The organism is Subdoligranulum sp. DSM 23681 (genome assembly GCF_057005535.1).
Window position 1 is genome coordinate 2378665 of sequence record NZ_CM168050.1, and the last position, 15431, is coordinate 2394095.

Here is a 15431-nt window from a genome sequence, read left to right on the forward strand (position 1 = left end):
TTACACCCCCTCGATCTTGCTGGTCAGGACATCGCAGCCCGGGTTGGCGGCGTCAGCGCTGCCCAGCAGGGCGGGCAGCAGCTCGGCGCGGGAACCGGTGCGGGCCACCTGGCCGTCCTTGATGACCACAATGGTATCGGCAATGTTCAGAATGCGCTCCTGGTGGCTGATGATCAGGATGTTGCCCTTGGTCTGCTCGTACATCTTCTCAAACACCCGGATCAGGTTCTGGAAGCTCCACAGGTCGATGCCCGCTTCCGGTTCGTCAAAGATGGACAGCTTGGTGCCCCGGGCCAGCACCATGGCGATCTCGATGCGCTTGAGCTCGCCACCGGACAGGCTGGCGTTCACTTCACGGTCGATGTAATCCCGGGCGCACAGGCCCACCTCGCTCAGGTAGGAGCAGGCCTCGTTCACGCTGGTGTCCTTGCCGGCGGCCAGACTCAGCAGGTCCTTGACCCGCAGGCCCTTGAACCGCACCGGCTGCTGGAAAGCGTAGCTCACGCCCAGGTTGGCGCGCTCGGTGATGCTCATGTGGGTGATATCCACCCCGTCCAGCAGGATCTGGCCGGAAGTGGGCTGATAAATACCGGCAATGATCTTGGCCAGGGTGGACTTGCCGCCGCCGTTGGGGCCGGTGATGGCCACAAAGCGGTCGTTCACCGTCAGGCTCACATCATGCAGGATCTCTTTGTTATCGTCGGTCTCGTAGCCGACGTGTTTCAGTTCAAGCATGGGTTTCCTCCGAATCAAAATAGGTTTATTCCCATTGTTGGTAAGTTTTGTTACGGCTAATACTATACCATGCCGGCGGGGAAAGTACAAGTCATTTCCTTGCAAAATACTAGGAATTAAATACGGGCCATTTTTGTGCAACTCCACAAAGGGGCAGGGGATTTGTTCTTGACACAGGCGGATTCCGGTGCTACCATAGCAATTGAGAAAAGCGTTGAACGGGAAAAGTACCGCCCAACACGCACCGCACAGAGAGCCCGACAGATGCTGTGAGCCGGGACGATGCCAGGGCAGGGAAGAACACCCGCGAGCTGCAAACGGAACCCCCGTCACGGGGCAGTATGGGCGCCGCAGGCCGCGCGTTACAGCGGCAGCGTTTCAAAGGTGAACGTATACGGAAAGGGACCGTATGCTTTGGTCGGCATGCGGTAATTTAGGTGGCACCGCGGATCAAGACAGCGATTCGTCCTAAAGAAGTCGGGACGAATGGGCTGTCAATTTTTTTGCCATTCGTTCAAAGAAACGGCAAAAAGGAGTGCTGCCAAATGTGTTGTGTCATGGGCTATGCGGGGCATGATCTGACCCGCGAACAGTTTACCGCGTATCTGCTGCGTACCGCTTCCCGCGGACCGGACGACCACCGGGTACTGGAAACCGAATTCGGCTTCTTAGGCTTCGGGCGTCTGGCCATCATGGGCGTCACCCCCGAGGGCATGCAGCCCTTCGAGCGGGACGGAAGTCTGGTGGTGTGCAACGGCGAGCTGTACGGCTTCCGCCCGGTGCGGGCCCAGCTGCAGGCCGAAGGCTATACCTTCCAGTCGGATTCCGACTGCGAGATCATCCTGCCCCTGTATGAAAAATACGGCCTGGACATGTTCCGCCATCTGGATGCGGAGTTTGCCATGGTGCTGTACGACGCCCGCAAAAAGTGGATCATCGCGGCCCGGGACCCCATCGGCATCCGGCCTTTGTTCTACGGCTACAGTGACAGCGGCGCCATCGCCTTTGCCTCCGAGGCCAAGAACCTGGTGGGCCTGTGCAAGAAGATCTATCCCTTCCCCATCGGCAGCTACTACTGCAACGGCCGGTTCGTGCGGTACTGCGATATCGCCGACACCCCCGCCTACAACCGGGACGATATGCCCACCATCCTCAAGAACATCCGGGAAAAGCTCATTGCCGGTGTGGAAAAGCGGCTGGACGCCGACACCCCCGTGGGCTTCCTGCTGTCCGGCGGCCTGGATTCCAGCCTGGTCTGCGCCATTGCGGCCAAAAAGCTGCGCAAACCCATCCGCACCTTTGCCATCGGCATGAGCGGCGACGCCATCGACCTGAAGTATGCCCGCCAGACCGCCGAGTATCTTGGCGCCGACCACACAGACGTCATCATCGACAAGGATACCGTCCTCAACTCCCTGGAGGAAGTGGTGGCCATGCTGGGCACCTGGGACATCACCACCATCCGGGCTTCGGTGGGCATGTACCTGGTCTGCAAGTATATCCACCAGCACACCGACATCCGGGTGCTGCTCACCGGGGAGATCAGCGATGAGCTCTTCGGCTACAAGTATACCGATTTCGCCCCCAGCGCCGCCGCCTTCCAGGCCGAAAGCCAGAAGCGGGTGCGGGAGCTGTATATGTACGACGTCCTCCGGGCGGACCGCTCCATCAGCGTGAACAGTCTGGAAGCCCGGGTGCCCTTCGGAGACCTGGATTTCGTCAAGTACGTCATGTCCATCGACCCGGCCCACAAGCTGAACACCTACGGCAAGGGCAAGTACCTGCTGCGCAAGGCTTTTGAGGGCGACTGGCTGCCCGAGAACATCCTCTGGCGGGAAAAGGCCGCCTTCTCCGACGCGGTGGGTCACTCCATGGTGGACATCCTGAAGGAGTACGCCGAGGAAAAGTACACTGACCGGGAATTTGCCGAGCGCGCCGGCCGCTACACCTACTGCCGTCCCTTCACCAAGGAAAGCCTGCTCTACCGGGAACTGTTTGAGAAGTACTATCCCGGTCAGGCCGGCATGATCGTGGATTTCTGGATGCCCAACAAGGCATGGCCGGGATGCGATGTGGACGACCCCAGCGCCCGTGTGCTGAAGAACTACGGCGATTCCGGCAAATAATTTCTGTAAGGAGTTTCATTCATGACCATCCGCCCTGCCACACCCCGGGACCTGCCGGTCCTGCTGGACATCTTCACCGCCGCCAAGGCCTTTATGGTGCGCACCGGCAACCCCCACCAGTGGCGGGAAGGTTACCCCGGGGTGGCCCTGATGGAGGAAGAGATCGCCCGGGGCGTCTGCTATGTGGTGGAAGAAGCGGGGGAGATGGTGGGGACCTTCTGCGCCATCCCCGGGGCGGAACCCACCTATCAGGTGATCTATGACGGCGCGTGGCCCAACGACAATCCCTATCTCACCATCCACCGTCTGGCCTCCAACGGAAAGGCCGCGGGGGTGGCCCGGGCCTGCTTTGCCTTCTGTGCGGCCAAAGGCCTGCCCCTGCGGGCGGACACCCACGCCGACAACCATGTGATGCAGGACCTGCTGGCCAAAAACGGGTTTGTGCACTGCGGCCGCATCCTGCTGGCCAACGGCAGTCCCCGGCTTGCCTACTGCCGTCCGGCGCTGTAAAAAACAAAGAAAAACCCGCCGCCCGTAAGCAGCTGCTTGCGGGCGGCGGGTTTGTTTTATCTCACAGGGCAGGCATCCGAAGAGATTACTTCTTCTTGCTGGCGGCCTTCATGCGCAGGTCGTGGTCCAGGATGCGCTTGCGGATGCGCAGATTCTCGGGGGTGACTTCCAGCAGTTCGTCGGGAGCCAGGAATTCCAGGCAGGCTTCCAGGCTGAACTTGGAAACGGGCACCAGGCGCAGGGCATCATCGCTGCCGGAGGCGCGGGTGTTGGTCAGGTGCTTGGTCTTGCAGACGTTGACGGTGATGTCTTCACCGGTGGGGGTGTAGCCCACGACCTCGCCGGCGTAAACCTTTTCGCCGGGGGTGACCAGCAGGGTGCCGCGCTGCTGGGCGTTGAACAGCCCGTAGGTCACGGCATCGCCGGTCTCAAAGCTGATGAGGGAGCCGGAGGACCGGGTGGCGATGTCGCCGCACCATTCTTCATAGCCGTCGAAGATGGTGTTCATGATGCCTTCACCGTGGGTGTCGGTGAGGAACTGGCTGCGGTAACCGAACAGGCCGCGGCTGGGCATGCGGAACTCCAGACGGGAACGGCTGTTCATCATCTGCATGTTCATCAGGATGGCCTTGCGGGCACCCAGAGCGGTCATGACGGCGCCCTGGTAGGTTTCGGGCACGTCGATGACGACCCGCTCCATGGGCTCCATGGTCTTGCCGTCCTCCTCATGGGTCAGAACGTGCGGGGGAGAAACCTGCAGTTCGTAGCCTTCCCGGCGCATGGTCTCGATGAGGATGGACAGGTGCATTTCGCCGCGACCCATGACCCGGAAGGAGTCGGTGGTGGCGGAATCCTCCACCCGCAGAGCCACGTCCTTCAGCAGTTCGCGGTTCAGACGGTCGCGGATCTGGCGGGAGGTGACGTACTTGCCTTCCTTGCCCGCAAAGGGAGAGTCGTTGACGCTGAAGGTCATTTCCACGGTGGGGTCGTTGATCTTCACAAAGGGCAGGGGCTGCACCTTGCTGGGATCGCACAGGGTGTTGCCGATGGAGATGTCCGGCAGACCGGCAAAGGCCACGATATCGCCGGCCTCGGCCTGCTCGATGGGCTCACGGCCGTTGGCCTTGAAGTCGAACAGCTTGGTGATGCGGCCGGTCATATGCACGTCGGGGTTGTGCCAGTCGCACACCTGCACGCTCTGGCCCACCTTGATGACGCCGTTCTGCACACGGCCCACGCCCATACGGCCCACAAACTCGTTGTAGTCCACGCTGGAAACCAGCATCTGCATGGGAGCGTCGGGGTCGCCTTCCGGCGGCGCCACATACTTCAGGATGGTGTCGAACAGGGGCTTCAGGTCCTTGCCCTCTTCCGGCTTGGTCCAGTCGTAGCTGGCGGTGCCGTTGCGGCCGGAGCAGAACACCATGGGGCTGTCCAGCTGTTCGTCGGTGGCGCCCAGGTCCATCAGCAGTTCCAGGATCTCGTCGATGACTTCCGCAATGCGGGCGTCGGGACGGTCGATCTTGTTGACGGCAATGACCAGGGACAGGTTCTGCTGCAGGGCCTTCTGCAGAACAAAGCGGGTCTGGGGCATGCAGCCTTCCGCCGCATCCACCAGCAGCAGAACGCCGTTGACCATCTTCAGAACGCGTTCCACCTCGCCGCCGAAGTCGGCGTGGCCCGGAGTGTCCACGATGTTGATCTTGACGCCTTCATATTCACAGGAGCAGTTCTTGGCCAGGATGGTGATGCCGCGCTCACGCTCGATATCGCCGGAGTCCATGACGCGCTCCGCCACCTGCTGGTTGGCACGGAAAGCGCCCGACTGCTTCAGCATCTGGTCGACCAGGGTGGTCTTGCCGTGGTCAACGTGGGCGATAATAGCAATGTTGCGAAGATTTTCCCGAATCATATACTTGTTATCCCTCTTTTTCGTCTTTCACAAATCCAGCAAGGGGCGGCAAAAGCCAACCTCCATGCACACACATTTTAATTGTACGTCAGAACGCGTTTGTTGTCAAGAATCGCAAAAAAGATTTTGGCATGTTATAATCATAACAAATCCGGGGGCCTCGTGCCCCCGAAGGGAAAGGGAAAGGGGTTGTACTATGTCAAACACCCGCCGTAAGGTCAATATCATCGGGCACCAGAACCCGGACACCGACTCCATCTGTTCGGCCATCTCCTACGCTTGGCTGAAGAACAAGCTGGGAGGGGCCACCTATGAAGCCCGCCGTGCCGGTGTGCCCAACCGGGAAACCGCTTTTGCGCTCAAGTATTTCGGGGTAGAGGCACCCCGTCTGTGCACCGACATCAGTCCCCAGATCAAGGATATCGACATCCGCCGCCAGCCCGGTATCGGGGAAGAGATGAGCGTGCGTGCCGCCTGGAACATGATGCGGGATACCGAGATCGATACCCTGTGCATCGTGGACGACGCCAAGGAGCTGCTGGGCCTCATCACCGTCAAGGACATCGCCAACGCCAACATGGACCTGTTTGATACGGGGGTGCTGGCTTCGGCCAACACCAGCTACCGCAACGTGCTGGAAACCCTGGAAGGGGAGATGCTGGCCGGGGATCCGGATGCCCGCATCACCGCAGGTCGGATATTCATCGGTTCCAGCCCCGAAGTCATGGAGGACAACGTGGGCCCCGCCGACCTGGTGCTGGTCACCAACCGGTACGAAACCCAGATGTGCGCCATCGACTGCGGCGCCGGGTGCATCGTAGTCTGCTGCGGTGCCGCCGTGCCCCGCACCATCCTGGCCCGGGCCAAGGAGAAGGGCTGCTTTGTCATCACCACCCCCTATGATTCCTACGCTGCCGCCCGCCTCATCTCCACCGCCGCCCCGGTGCGCCACTTCATGCGCCGGGACGACCTGCTCAAGTTCAGCGTCAATACGCCCATCGAGGACGCCCGCAAGATCATGGCCAGCGTCCGCCACCGCTATTTCCCCATCCTGGATGAAAAGGGCTGCTACTGCGGTGTGGTCAGCCGCCGGAACCTGCTGAACCTGCACCGCAAGCAGGTCATTCTGGTGGACCACAACGAGCGAACCCAGGCCGTGGACGGTCTGGAACAGGCCGAGATCCTGGAGATCATCGACCATCACCGCATCGGCAGCCTGGAGACCGGCAGCCCGGTGTATTTCCGCAACGAGCCGGTGGGCTGCACTGCCACCATCGTCTGGCGGATGTACGGGGAACACGGCATCACCCCGCCCAAGCAGATCGCGGGGCTGCTGCTGTCGGCCATTTTGTCCGACACCCTGATGTTCCGTTCTCCCACCTCCACCCCTCTGGACAAATCCGCCGCCGAGGCCCTGGCCGCCATCGCGGAGGTGGATATTCCCACCTACGCCGAACAGATGTTTGAGGCCGGCGCCGACCTCACCGGCCGCACGGCGGAGGAAGTTTTCCTCTCCGACTTCAAGGTGTTCAGCCGGGGCGATGTGAAGTTCGGTGTGGGCCAGTCCAGCTACATGACCGCCCGCTCCCGCGCTGCTGCCGAGGAGCTGGTGGGACCCTTCCTGCCCGAAGCCATCGGCCGGGAAGGCCTGCCCATGATCTTCTATATGTTCACCGATATGCAGAACCAGGCCACCGACCTGATGTTCTGCGGCCATGGGGCGGAGAACATCGTCCGGGACGCCTTCGGGGTGGAACCCAAGGACGGCAAGGCGGTGCTGCCCGGGGTGGTCAGCCGCAAAAAGCAGCTGATCCCGCCGCTGATGGCCGCCCTGCAGGCCCAGCAGGAGCATTTCTGAGTCCCGCATTTTCCCCTTGCACGGACCGGCCGGTCCGTGGTATACTGTTTCCAATCTGAGTTTGCCGTTCGGCGGAAAGGAGTACACCCCATGGGATGGGCACTGTGCAATTTGTACCAGGTTAAAGGCAACAAATAAGCAGTTCCGTCTCGAAGTGTACCCTTTTTTAGCCCGGGTGCGGTTTTGCCGCGCTCCTTTCGGCAAACGCTGTGACGGAACCTTTCCGCGCTCCGGCGTTTGGCCGAGGCGCGTTTTTTGTATCCGTTCCGGCATAAAAGGGAACACCTGTCCATTTTGTACTTGATAACGAAAGGTGTTCCGACCATGAATGCACAATCTCTGCGCCGCCAGCTGCGGTGCTCGTATACCTATTCCTTTGTTCTCACACTCAACATCACCGGCGCCGTCTGGGTGGCCCTGCTGGCCGCCCGGGGGTACAGCCTGTGGCAGATCGGCGCCTCTGAAGGCGTCTTCCATGTGGTCAGCCTGCTGGCCGAAGTACCCAGCGGCATGGCCGCCGACCTGCTGGGCCGCCGTCGGGCACTGGCCCTGTCCGGCGTGGCGGCAGCGGTGGCCGCCCTGCTCATGGCCTTTGAGCAGAACTTCCTGTGGGTCTGCGCCTCCATGGCCCTGTCCGCCCTGGCCTACAATCTGGTCTCCGGAACCCAGGAGGCCCTGGTCTACGACAGCCTGAAGGAGGCCGGACAATCCGAGCGCTTCCTCTCGGTGGAAACCATCACCACCCAGGTGGAGACCGCCGGTGCCGCCCTGGGCAAACTGGCCGGGGCTCTCACCGGGGTGCTGGGCTTCACCGCCTTCTACCTGGTGGATGCGGGGATCAGCCTGCTGCGCACCGCGGCGGCCATGGGCCTGCGGGAACCCGCTGCCACCCCGGAACAGCAAGTCCGGCGGGCGGCGCCCCTGCGCACCCTGCTGGCGGAACTGCCCGCCAGCCTGCGCACCCATGTGACCGAGACGGTGGACTTTCTGCGCCGCAGTCCCCGGGTGGTGCAGTATATCTTCGCGGGGGCGCTCATCGACCTGCCCGCTTTTCTCACCCTGATGTACCTGCAGCAGCGCCTGACCGACATCGGCCTGCCCACGGCCTTTCTGGGCGTGGTGCTCATGCTCTGCGAGGTGGGCTACCCGCTGGGCTGCTGGATCGGCGGCCGGCTGCGTCCCCGCCGCCTGGGGTGGCTGTACGCGGTGTGCACCGCCGGGTGCGGCCTGTGCACCCTGGCCATGGGCGCCGCCCCGCTGGCCGGGGTGGTGGCCGGCGGCGCCGGGTTTGCCATGTTCGGCACAATCTGGTCCCTGCATGCCCGCAAACGGCTGAACGACTGGTTCCCCAGCGAGCGCCGGGCCACCCTGATCAGTGTGGACAGCATGGCCTACAGCCTGCTCATGATCCCCGCCTCGCCCCTCACCGGCTGGATCGGGGATGTGGCGGGCAGCGCCGGTGCCGGACTCATGGCGCTGGGAGCCGTACTGCTGGCGGCGGCTTGCATGGCCGCCCTGCGGGCACTGAAAAACCAAAACACCTGATACATGACCGGGGAAGGGGAGAGGTTCCGTGACCCAATTGAAAATCCGCCTGCCGCACCTGACGGTGCTGCGGGTGCTGGCTGTTCTGGCACTGCTTTCGGTGCTGGTATCGGCCGGGTGTGTGTGGCATATCCTGGGGCAAAGCACCAACCCGTTGTTTTCCCGTCGGGCGGATGTGACCGTGCCGGACCTGACGGGACTCTCCCGGGAAGAAGCGGAAGCCGAACTGCAAAACAGCGGCCTGCACCTGGTGTGGGAGGATGTGTACAACCCGGCGGTGGACCCGGGGCAGGTTTGTGCCCAGCGGCCCGACGCCGGCCGCACGGTGAAACAGGGGCAGACCCTCACCGTCAGCGTCAGCCTGGGGACCCAGTGGCTCACCGTGCCGGATCTCACCGGTAAAGACCGGGACGAAGCCCTGCAGACCCTGCGGGACCAGGGCTTTGGGGTGGCGGTGGAATTCCTGCACGACAACACCCTGACCCCTTATACGGTGGTGCGCACCGAGCCCGCCGCCGGGGAGCAGATCGCCGCCGGACAGATGGTCAAGGCGGTGGTGGCCCGCCCCATTCCCGACCCCAACCGGCAGGTGCCGGATCTGACCGGGCTCACCCTGGCCGATGCCCGCAGCCGTCTGCAGGAGCGGGGTCTCACCGCTGTGGTGCGCCCCGCCGGTGCCGCCGAAGGTACCGTGTATTCCCAGCAGCCCTACGCCGGAGCGCTGGTCAAGGTGTTCTCCCGGGTATATCTGTATGTGCGGTAAAAAAGGAAAAAATCCTGACCTTTCTTTCCCGCCTCTTTCCCGCATAGAAAAGCCGTCTGCTCTTTCGGAAAAGCAGGCGGCTTTTCCCTTTGTATCGCTTGAAAAAGCTCGCTATTTTCTTTATACTTGTAACAATACAACAACCGTGCAACAAACAAGGTTGCCCCGGAAGGAAAAAATAGGAGAGTAATCCGCCCATGACACAGCCCAAAATTCAGATCACCCTGCTTGGCAAGTTTGCAATCACCATTGACGGACGCCCGGTCCTGGCCGGCATGGCGCAGTCGCGCAAGATCCAGCTTCTGGTACAGTACCTTCTGCTGCAGTATGGCCGTCCGGCCAGCCACGGGGAACTGACCGCGGCGCTGTGGGGCAATGCGGGAGATGCAGACATGTCCCTGCGGGCGGTGCTGCACCGGTTCCGCACCATGGCCGCCAAGGAAAGTCCCGCTTTGGAAAACTGCATCCTGACCAGCCGGGGGGCCTATGTGTGGAACATGGACCTGGACTGTGAGGTGGATATCTTCACCATCCGCCGTCTGGCCGAACAGCTGGACGGGGAACAGGACCCGGACCGGCGCGCGGACCTGTGCCGTCAGACCATTGCGCAGTACAGCGGCCGCCTTTTGCCGGATTCGGCGGGGGAACCCTGGGTGGAGCGGCAGCGGGTCTGGCTGCACAACCTGTACAAGGACACCCTGTTCACTCTGATCGAATACTGCAAGGAGCAGGAAGACCCGGAGCAGGTGGTGAACCTGTGCCGTCAGGGGCTGCGTGCCGACCCCTTCGACGAACGGCTGTATGTGGAGCAGATCCTGGCGCTGGAAGGCATGGGACGCATGGAGGAAGCGGAGATCCTGACCCGGCAGGCCTCGGAAAGCGGCTGCCTGCACGGCGATGGCCGGGTACGCAACCTGAACGGCAGCTACAAGCGGATGCAGCAGAGCGAACTGGCCATGGAGACCGATCTGGAACGCATCCTGAAGGAGGTCTGTGAGCCGGACGCGGATGGGGCCTATCTCTGCGGGTATGAGACCTTCCGCAGCATCTGCCGGGTACAGCTGCGCATGCGGGTCCGGTTTGACCTTTCCCTGTTCCTGGTCACGGTGAGCATTGTTCCGCCGGTGGCCAGACCCGGTGCGGCCAGGACCGCAGCGGCCATGCGTGTGCTGGAAAATGTGCTTTGCCGCACCCTGCGGGGCAGCGATGTGGTGGCCCGGTACAGCGACACCCGCTTTGTCCTGCTGCTGGGCGGGCTGGCCTGCGACGGAAGCAGCCCCATGGAACGGGTGCGCGCGGAATTCTATCGCCGTCCCGAACATGACGGGTACCTGCTGATCTACCGCCTGCATACCCTGGAAAACACCCCCACACCCCGCCTGACCCAGCGCGGACGGGGTGGCAAGAACAAGAAATGAGCGATTCTTGGATTAGGCGACAAAAAATGTGCGAAAAAATCCTTGACATAGGCAGGTTGGTCTGGTATTATAATACTCGCACTTGCGCCGGTAGCTCAGCTGGATAGAGTGTCTGACTACGAATCAGAAGGTCGGGGGTTCGAGTCCCTTCCGGCGCACCAAGGTTTCCCAGAAATGGGAAACCTTTTTTGTTGTTATCCTCCGGAAGGCAGCCAAACCTCGCTTTTTGTTTTTCCCGGCACATGGCATTGCGAAGTGCCTTTGCCTGTGCTACACTGAGGGCGGAAGACCCCTTCGCCCCCAGCGGGGCAGGGGAGACAGGCGCAGTGTGACGCCCAGGGAGGTCAATGCCATGAAACTGTTTACCTATGCGGACCGGTATCTCAAACAGAGCAGCTGGAAGGATATGGCCCTGCTCAAGTTCTGCCTGTGTGCCATGGGGGTGCTGATCGGGCTGGCGGTACCCCGCAGCCGGCGCCGGCAGTTTGCCTTCGGGGCGCTGGTGGTGTTCCTGACCACCTATGTGCCGCTGATGAGCAAATTTGCCCATGTGGTCGTGCAGGCCCGGCGGGAGGAAGTGCTGGCAGAGGCGGACGAGCCCACGGCAGAAACCGGAGTGTAACCAAAAGAGATTCTTATTATAATAAGAAAGGCGGCACCCTGCGGCGCACAGCGCGGTGGGGCGGCCGCCTTGTCTTTTTGTTGGCCCTGGGCTGGCGTCACATCGGTTTTGAACATAATGAAAAATAATTATGAACATGTTGAAAATTTATTGAACTTTTTCACAAAATCCCCTATACTGGAAACAGTGTGACGGCGGCCATGGCTGTGCCGCCTTTCTGATCCAGGCACCGGGAACCAAGAACGCCGGTGCCCGAACGGAGGATTTTGTTGTATGCGAAGATTGTCTATCGAGACCCCGGACCGGGCCCAGCAGGTCGTACAGGACCTCTGCCGGGATATGGGGCACCGTGTGGCCGCCAACCCGCCGGGGCTCTGCCCGGTGGACCTGGCCCTGAACTTCCTGCGTCTGTGCCATGCCCAGACCTGCGGCAAATGTGTGCCCTGCCGCATCGGCCTGTCCCAGCTGGAAACCCTCATCGAGAGCGTGCTGGACCAGACCGCCCCCGAAGGCACCATCGACCTGATCGAATCCACAGCGGCCGCCATTGCGGATTCCGCCGACTGCGCCATCGGTTATGAAGCCGCCGCCATGGTGCTGGAAGGGGTGCGGGGCTTCCGGGAGGACTACGAGCTCCACGCCAGGGAAGGGCGCTGTATCTGTTCCCTCAAGCAGCCGGTGCCCTGCGTGACCGTCTGTCCGGCTCATGTGGACATCCCCGGGTATATCGCCCTGGTGCGGGAAGGACGCTTCCAGGACGCGGTGGACCTTATCCGCAAGGACAATCCCTTCCCCTATTCCTGCGCCTATGTGTGCGAGCACCCCTGTGAAAAGCAGTGCCGCCGCCGGCTGGTGGATGACGCCATCAACATCTGCGGCATCAAGCGGTATGCGGTGGACCACTGCGGGGACGAGACCCCGCCCGCACCTGCCGAAGCCACCGGCAAGCGCATTGCGGTGGTGGGCGGCGGCCCCAGCGGGCTGACGGCCGCGTACTATCTCCAGCTCATGGGGCACAGCGTCACCGTCTTTGAACAGCGGGACCGCCTGGGCGGCATGCTGCGCTACGGCATCCCCGACTATCGTCTGCCCCCGGAGGTGCTGCAAAAAGACATTGATTACATTCTCAGGACCGGGGTGGAGGTCAAAACCGGCGTCTGCATCGGCACCGATATCCAGGTGGAACAGCTGCGCCGGGATTACGACGCGCTGTACGTGGCCATCGGCGCCCACGCCGACAAGAAGCTGGGCCTTCCCGGAGAGGACAGCGAAAATGTCCTTTCTGCCGTGGAGTTCCTGCGGGACTGCGGCGAAGGCCGACCCCTGGACTTCACCGGCAAGCGTGTTGTGGTCATCGGCGGCGGCAACGTGAGCATGGATGCCACCCGCACCGCCATCCGCCTGGGGGCCGAAAGCGTGATCTGCGTTTACCGCCGCCGTCTGGATGATATGACCGCCCTGCCGGAGGAGATTGCCGACGCCCAGGCCGAAGGCTGCCAGATCCTGCCCCTGCAGGCGCCCCACCGCATCGAAGCCGATGAGAAGGGCAGGGTGGCGGCCCTGTGGACCAAGCCCCAGATCATCGGCGGCTACGGCCGGGACGGTCGCCCCGGTCCCCGGGATGCCGCCGAGCGGGAGTTCCGCATCCCCTGCGATTACCTCATCATCGCCATCGGCCAGCGCATTGAGTCCGACAACTTTGAAAAGGGCGGCATCGGCACCAGCCGGGGCGCTCTCAAGGCCGACCTGTCCGGCTATGTGCCCGGGACCCCCAACGTTTTTGCCGGTGGTGACGCGGTCACCGGTCCGGCCACCGTCATCCGGGCGGTGGCGGCGGGCAAGGTGGGCGCTGCCAATATTGACAGTTTCCTGGGCTTTGCCCATACCATCCGCTGCGATGTGCAGATCCCTCCGGCCCGACTGTCCAACACACCGCCCTGCGGCCGCATCCAGCTCAAGGCCCGCAATCCGCTGGAATCCAGGACCGACTTTGCCCTGGCCACCTGCGGCATGACCGAGGAGGAAGCCATGCAGGAAGCCGGCCGCTGCCTGCGGTGTGACCACTTCGGCTACGGCATCTTCAAAGGAGGGAGGACGACCCAATGGTAAACGTGACCGTCAACGGCAAGGCGGTGGCCGTGCCCGAGCGCACCACCATCCTGGAAGCCGCCAAAGCCGCCGGGGTGGAGATCCCCCATCTGTGCTACCTCCGGCACCTCAACGAGATCGGTGCCTGCCGTGTCTGCTGTGTGGAGATCGAAGGGGAGCGCAACCTGGTGCCCAGCTGCAACAACCCTGTGTTCGAGGGCATGGTCATCCGTACCAACACCCCCCGGGTGCGCCGTACCCGCAAGATCAATGTGGAACTCATCCTTTCCCAGCACGACTGCCACTGTGCCACCTGCCTGCGCAGCGGCAACTGCCATCTGCAGAACATCGCCAATGATCTGGGCATTCTGGAAAATCCCTATCCCCGGGACCTGGTCACCGGTGCCCGGGCCCAGTGGCCCAAGGATTTCCCCCTCTACCGGGACACCAACAAGTGCATCAAGTGCATGCGCTGCATCCAGGTGTGCGACAAGGTCCAGGGGGTCAATGTGTGGGACCTGTCCGGCACCGGCAGCCGCACCCGGGTGGATGTGAGCCATAACCGCCGCATCAAGGAGTCCGACTGCGTCCTCTGCGGCCAGTGCATCACCCATTGTCCCACCGGGGCCCTGCGGGAGCGCAGCGACACCGAAAAGGCTTTTGCCGCCCTGGCCGATCCCAATCTGGTCACGGTGGTGCAGATCGCCCCGGCGGTGCGCGCTGCCTGGGGCGAAAGCCTGGGCTTGCCCCCGGAAAAGGCCACCGTCAACCGGATGGCCGCGGTACTGCGGGCACTGGGCTTCGACTATGTGTTCGACACCTCCTTCTCCGCCGATCTGACCATTATGGAGGAGGGCACCGAATTCCTGCACCGCTTCAAGGCGGGGGACACCCAGTTCCTGCCCATGTTCACCAGCTGCTGCCCCGGCTGGGTGCGGTATCTCAAGGGGCATTACCCGGACATGACCGCACGGCTGTCCACCGCCAAGAGTCCCCAGCAGATGTTCGGCGCCGTAACCCGGAATTATCTCTCCCGCAAGATCGGGGTGCGCCCGGACCAGATCTACAGCGTTTCCATCATGCCCTGTGTGGCCAAAAAGGCGGAGTGCGACCTGCCCACCATGCAGACCGAAGCGGGCCGGGACGTGGACCTGGCGCTGACCACCCGGGAACTGGTGCGGATGATCCGCGCCGAGCACCTGCACCCGGAAATGATGGCAGAGGAAGCCTTTGACTCCGTTCTGGGACCCTACAGCGGGGCGGGGGTGATCTTCGGCGCCACCGGCGGCGTCATGGAGGCGGCTTTGCGCAGCGCCTATTATCTGGTCAACAACCAGAATCCGCCGCCGGAAGCCTTCCGGGCCGTGCGGGGGACCGCCGACGGCACCCCCGGCTGGACCGAAGCGGAATTTGACCTGGGCGGTGCCTGCGTCAAGACGGCGGTGGTCAGCGGGCTGGCCAACACCCGCCGCCTCATCGAGGCGGTGCGCGCCGGCCGTGTGCACTACGATTTCGTGGAAGTCATGGCCTGTCCCGGCGGATGTGCCGGCGGCGGGGGACAGCCCCACAGCCCCGACGATGAGGAGCTGGCCCAGAGCCGCGGACAGGTACTGTACAGCATCGACAAGGGTTGTGCCCTGCGCTTCTCCCACGAAAATCCCGCCATCCAGGCCCTGTACCGGGAAGCCCTGGGCGCTCCTGGCAGCGAGACAGCTGAAACCTGGCTGCACACCGATCACTTTGGCTGGGAGATGCCCTCTCAGGCCGGAAAAAATGAATAAAAATACTTCCTGAAAAAGGCTTTACACAAAGAATAAAGTTGGATTTTTATGCCCGGTGCCGGCAGGCACCGGG

11 protein-coding genes and 1 tRNA gene are annotated in these 15431 nt (G+C 62.5%); 10 read left to right on the forward strand and 2 right to left on the reverse strand.

The annotated features are described in order from the left end of the window. On the reverse strand, window positions 1-735 hold the full coding sequence (locus tag AC127K_RS10970) for an ATP-binding cassette domain-containing protein (protein ID WP_483720614.1): 735 nt from the start codon (window positions 733-735) through the stop codon (window positions 1-3). A gap of 545 nt (window positions 736-1280) precedes the next feature. Between AC127K_RS10970 and asnB the strand changes: the two genes are divergently transcribed. Together asnB and AC127K_RS10980 are read left to right on the forward strand one after the other, a co-directional pair. Continuing rightward, window positions 1281-2861, forward strand: coding sequence for an asparagine synthase B (asnB, locus tag AC127K_RS10975; RefSeq protein ID WP_483720616.1), 1581 nt, complete (start codon window positions 1281-1283; stop codon window positions 2859-2861). A 21-nt stretch (window positions 2862-2882) separates the two neighbouring features. After that, window positions 2883-3371 (forward strand): N-acetyltransferase family protein, encoded by a 489-nt coding sequence (locus AC127K_RS10980; RefSeq protein ID WP_483720617.1) that lies wholly within the window; start codon window positions 2883-2885, stop codon window positions 3369-3371. A gap of 85 nt (window positions 3372-3456) precedes the next feature. On the opposite strand, the gene typA is transcribed toward AC127K_RS10980, so the two are convergent. Beyond that, window positions 3457-5283, reverse strand: a complete 1827-nt coding sequence (gene typA, locus AC127K_RS10985) for a translational GTPase TypA (RefSeq protein ID WP_294542465.1) — start codon at window positions 5281-5283, stop codon at window positions 3457-3459. Between the two features lie 196 nt (window positions 5284-5479). On the opposite strand from typA, the gene AC127K_RS10990 reads away from it, so the two are divergent. The 8 genes from AC127K_RS10990 to AC127K_RS11025 all read left to right on the forward strand — a co-directional run bounded on the left by AC127K_RS10990 (window position 5480) and on the right by AC127K_RS11025 (window position 15358). Next, entirely contained in the window at window positions 5480-7141 is a 1662-nt protein-coding gene (locus tag AC127K_RS10990; RefSeq protein WP_483720618.1) for a putative manganese-dependent inorganic diphosphatase, read from the forward strand. A gap of 324 nt (window positions 7142-7465) precedes the next feature. Next, a complete protein-coding gene (locus tag AC127K_RS10995) occupies window positions 7466-8686 on the forward strand; it encodes an MFS transporter (RefSeq protein ID WP_483720619.1) in 1221 nt (406 codons plus the stop codon). A gap of 28 nt (window positions 8687-8714) precedes the next feature. Further along, a complete protein-coding gene (locus AC127K_RS11000) occupies window positions 8715-9449 on the forward strand; it encodes a PASTA domain-containing protein (protein ID WP_483720620.1) in 735 nt (244 codons plus the stop codon). A gap of 197 nt (window positions 9450-9646) precedes the next feature. After that, window positions 9647-10867: an AfsR/SARP family transcriptional regulator gene (locus AC127K_RS11005; protein WP_483720621.1), complete on the forward strand. Its 1221-nt coding sequence runs from the start codon at window positions 9647-9649 to the stop codon at window positions 10865-10867. Window positions 10868-10951: 84 nt separating this feature from the next. Continuing rightward, a tRNA-Arg gene (locus tag AC127K_RS11010) sits at window positions 10952-11028 on the forward strand. A 191-nt stretch (window positions 11029-11219) separates the two neighbouring features. After that, complete coding sequence (locus AC127K_RS11015) at window positions 11220-11489, forward strand: permease of phosphate ABC transporter (protein WP_294542974.1); 270 nt, start codon at window positions 11220-11222, stop codon at window positions 11487-11489. 273 nt (window positions 11490-11762) lie between these two features. Beyond that, entirely contained in the window at window positions 11763-13598 is a 1836-nt protein-coding gene (locus tag AC127K_RS11020) for an NAD(P)-binding protein (RefSeq protein ID WP_483720623.1), read from the forward strand. Then, window positions 13592-15358 carry a [FeFe] hydrogenase, group A gene (locus tag AC127K_RS11025; RefSeq protein WP_483720624.1) on the forward strand — a complete coding sequence of 589 codons (1767 nt, stop codon included), beginning with the start codon at window positions 13592-13594 and terminating at the stop codon, window positions 15356-15358. Before AC127K_RS11020 ends, AC127K_RS11025 begins: the two co-directional genes overlap by 7 nt. The last annotated feature ends 73 nt before the right edge of the window (window positions 15359-15431 follow it).

Excerpts from the sequence above, each read along its gene's own strand:
- AC127K_RS10970 (WP_483720614.1), bottom strand. The coding sequence starts at position 735 with ATGCTTGAACTGAAACACGTCGGCTACGAGACCGACGATAACAAAGAG.
- asnB (WP_483720616.1), top strand. The coding sequence starts at position 1,281 with ATGTGTTGTGTCATGGGCTATGCGGGGCATGATCTGACCCGCGAACAG.
- AC127K_RS10980 (WP_483720617.1), top strand. The coding sequence starts at position 2,883 with ATGACCATCCGCCCTGCCACACCCCGGGACCTGCCGGTCCTGCTGGAC.
- typA (WP_294542465.1), bottom strand. The coding sequence starts at position 5,283 with ATGATTCGGGAAAATCTTCGCAACATTGCTATTATCGCCCACGTTGAC.
- AC127K_RS10990 (WP_483720618.1), top strand. The coding sequence starts at position 5,480 with ATGTCAAACACCCGCCGTAAGGTCAATATCATCGGGCACCAGAACCCG.
- AC127K_RS10995 (WP_483720619.1), top strand. The coding sequence starts at position 7,466 with ATGAATGCACAATCTCTGCGCCGCCAGCTGCGGTGCTCGTATACCTAT.
- AC127K_RS11005 (WP_483720621.1), top strand. The coding sequence starts at position 9,647 with ATGACACAGCCCAAAATTCAGATCACCCTGCTTGGCAAGTTTGCAATC.
- AC127K_RS11015 (WP_294542974.1), top strand. The coding sequence starts at position 11,220 with ATGAAACTGTTTACCTATGCGGACCGGTATCTCAAACAGAGCAGCTGG.
- AC127K_RS11020 (WP_483720623.1), top strand. The coding sequence starts at position 11,763 with ATGCGAAGATTGTCTATCGAGACCCCGGACCGGGCCCAGCAGGTCGTA.
- AC127K_RS11025 (WP_483720624.1), top strand. The coding sequence starts at position 13,592 with ATGGTAAACGTGACCGTCAACGGCAAGGCGGTGGCCGTGCCCGAGCGC.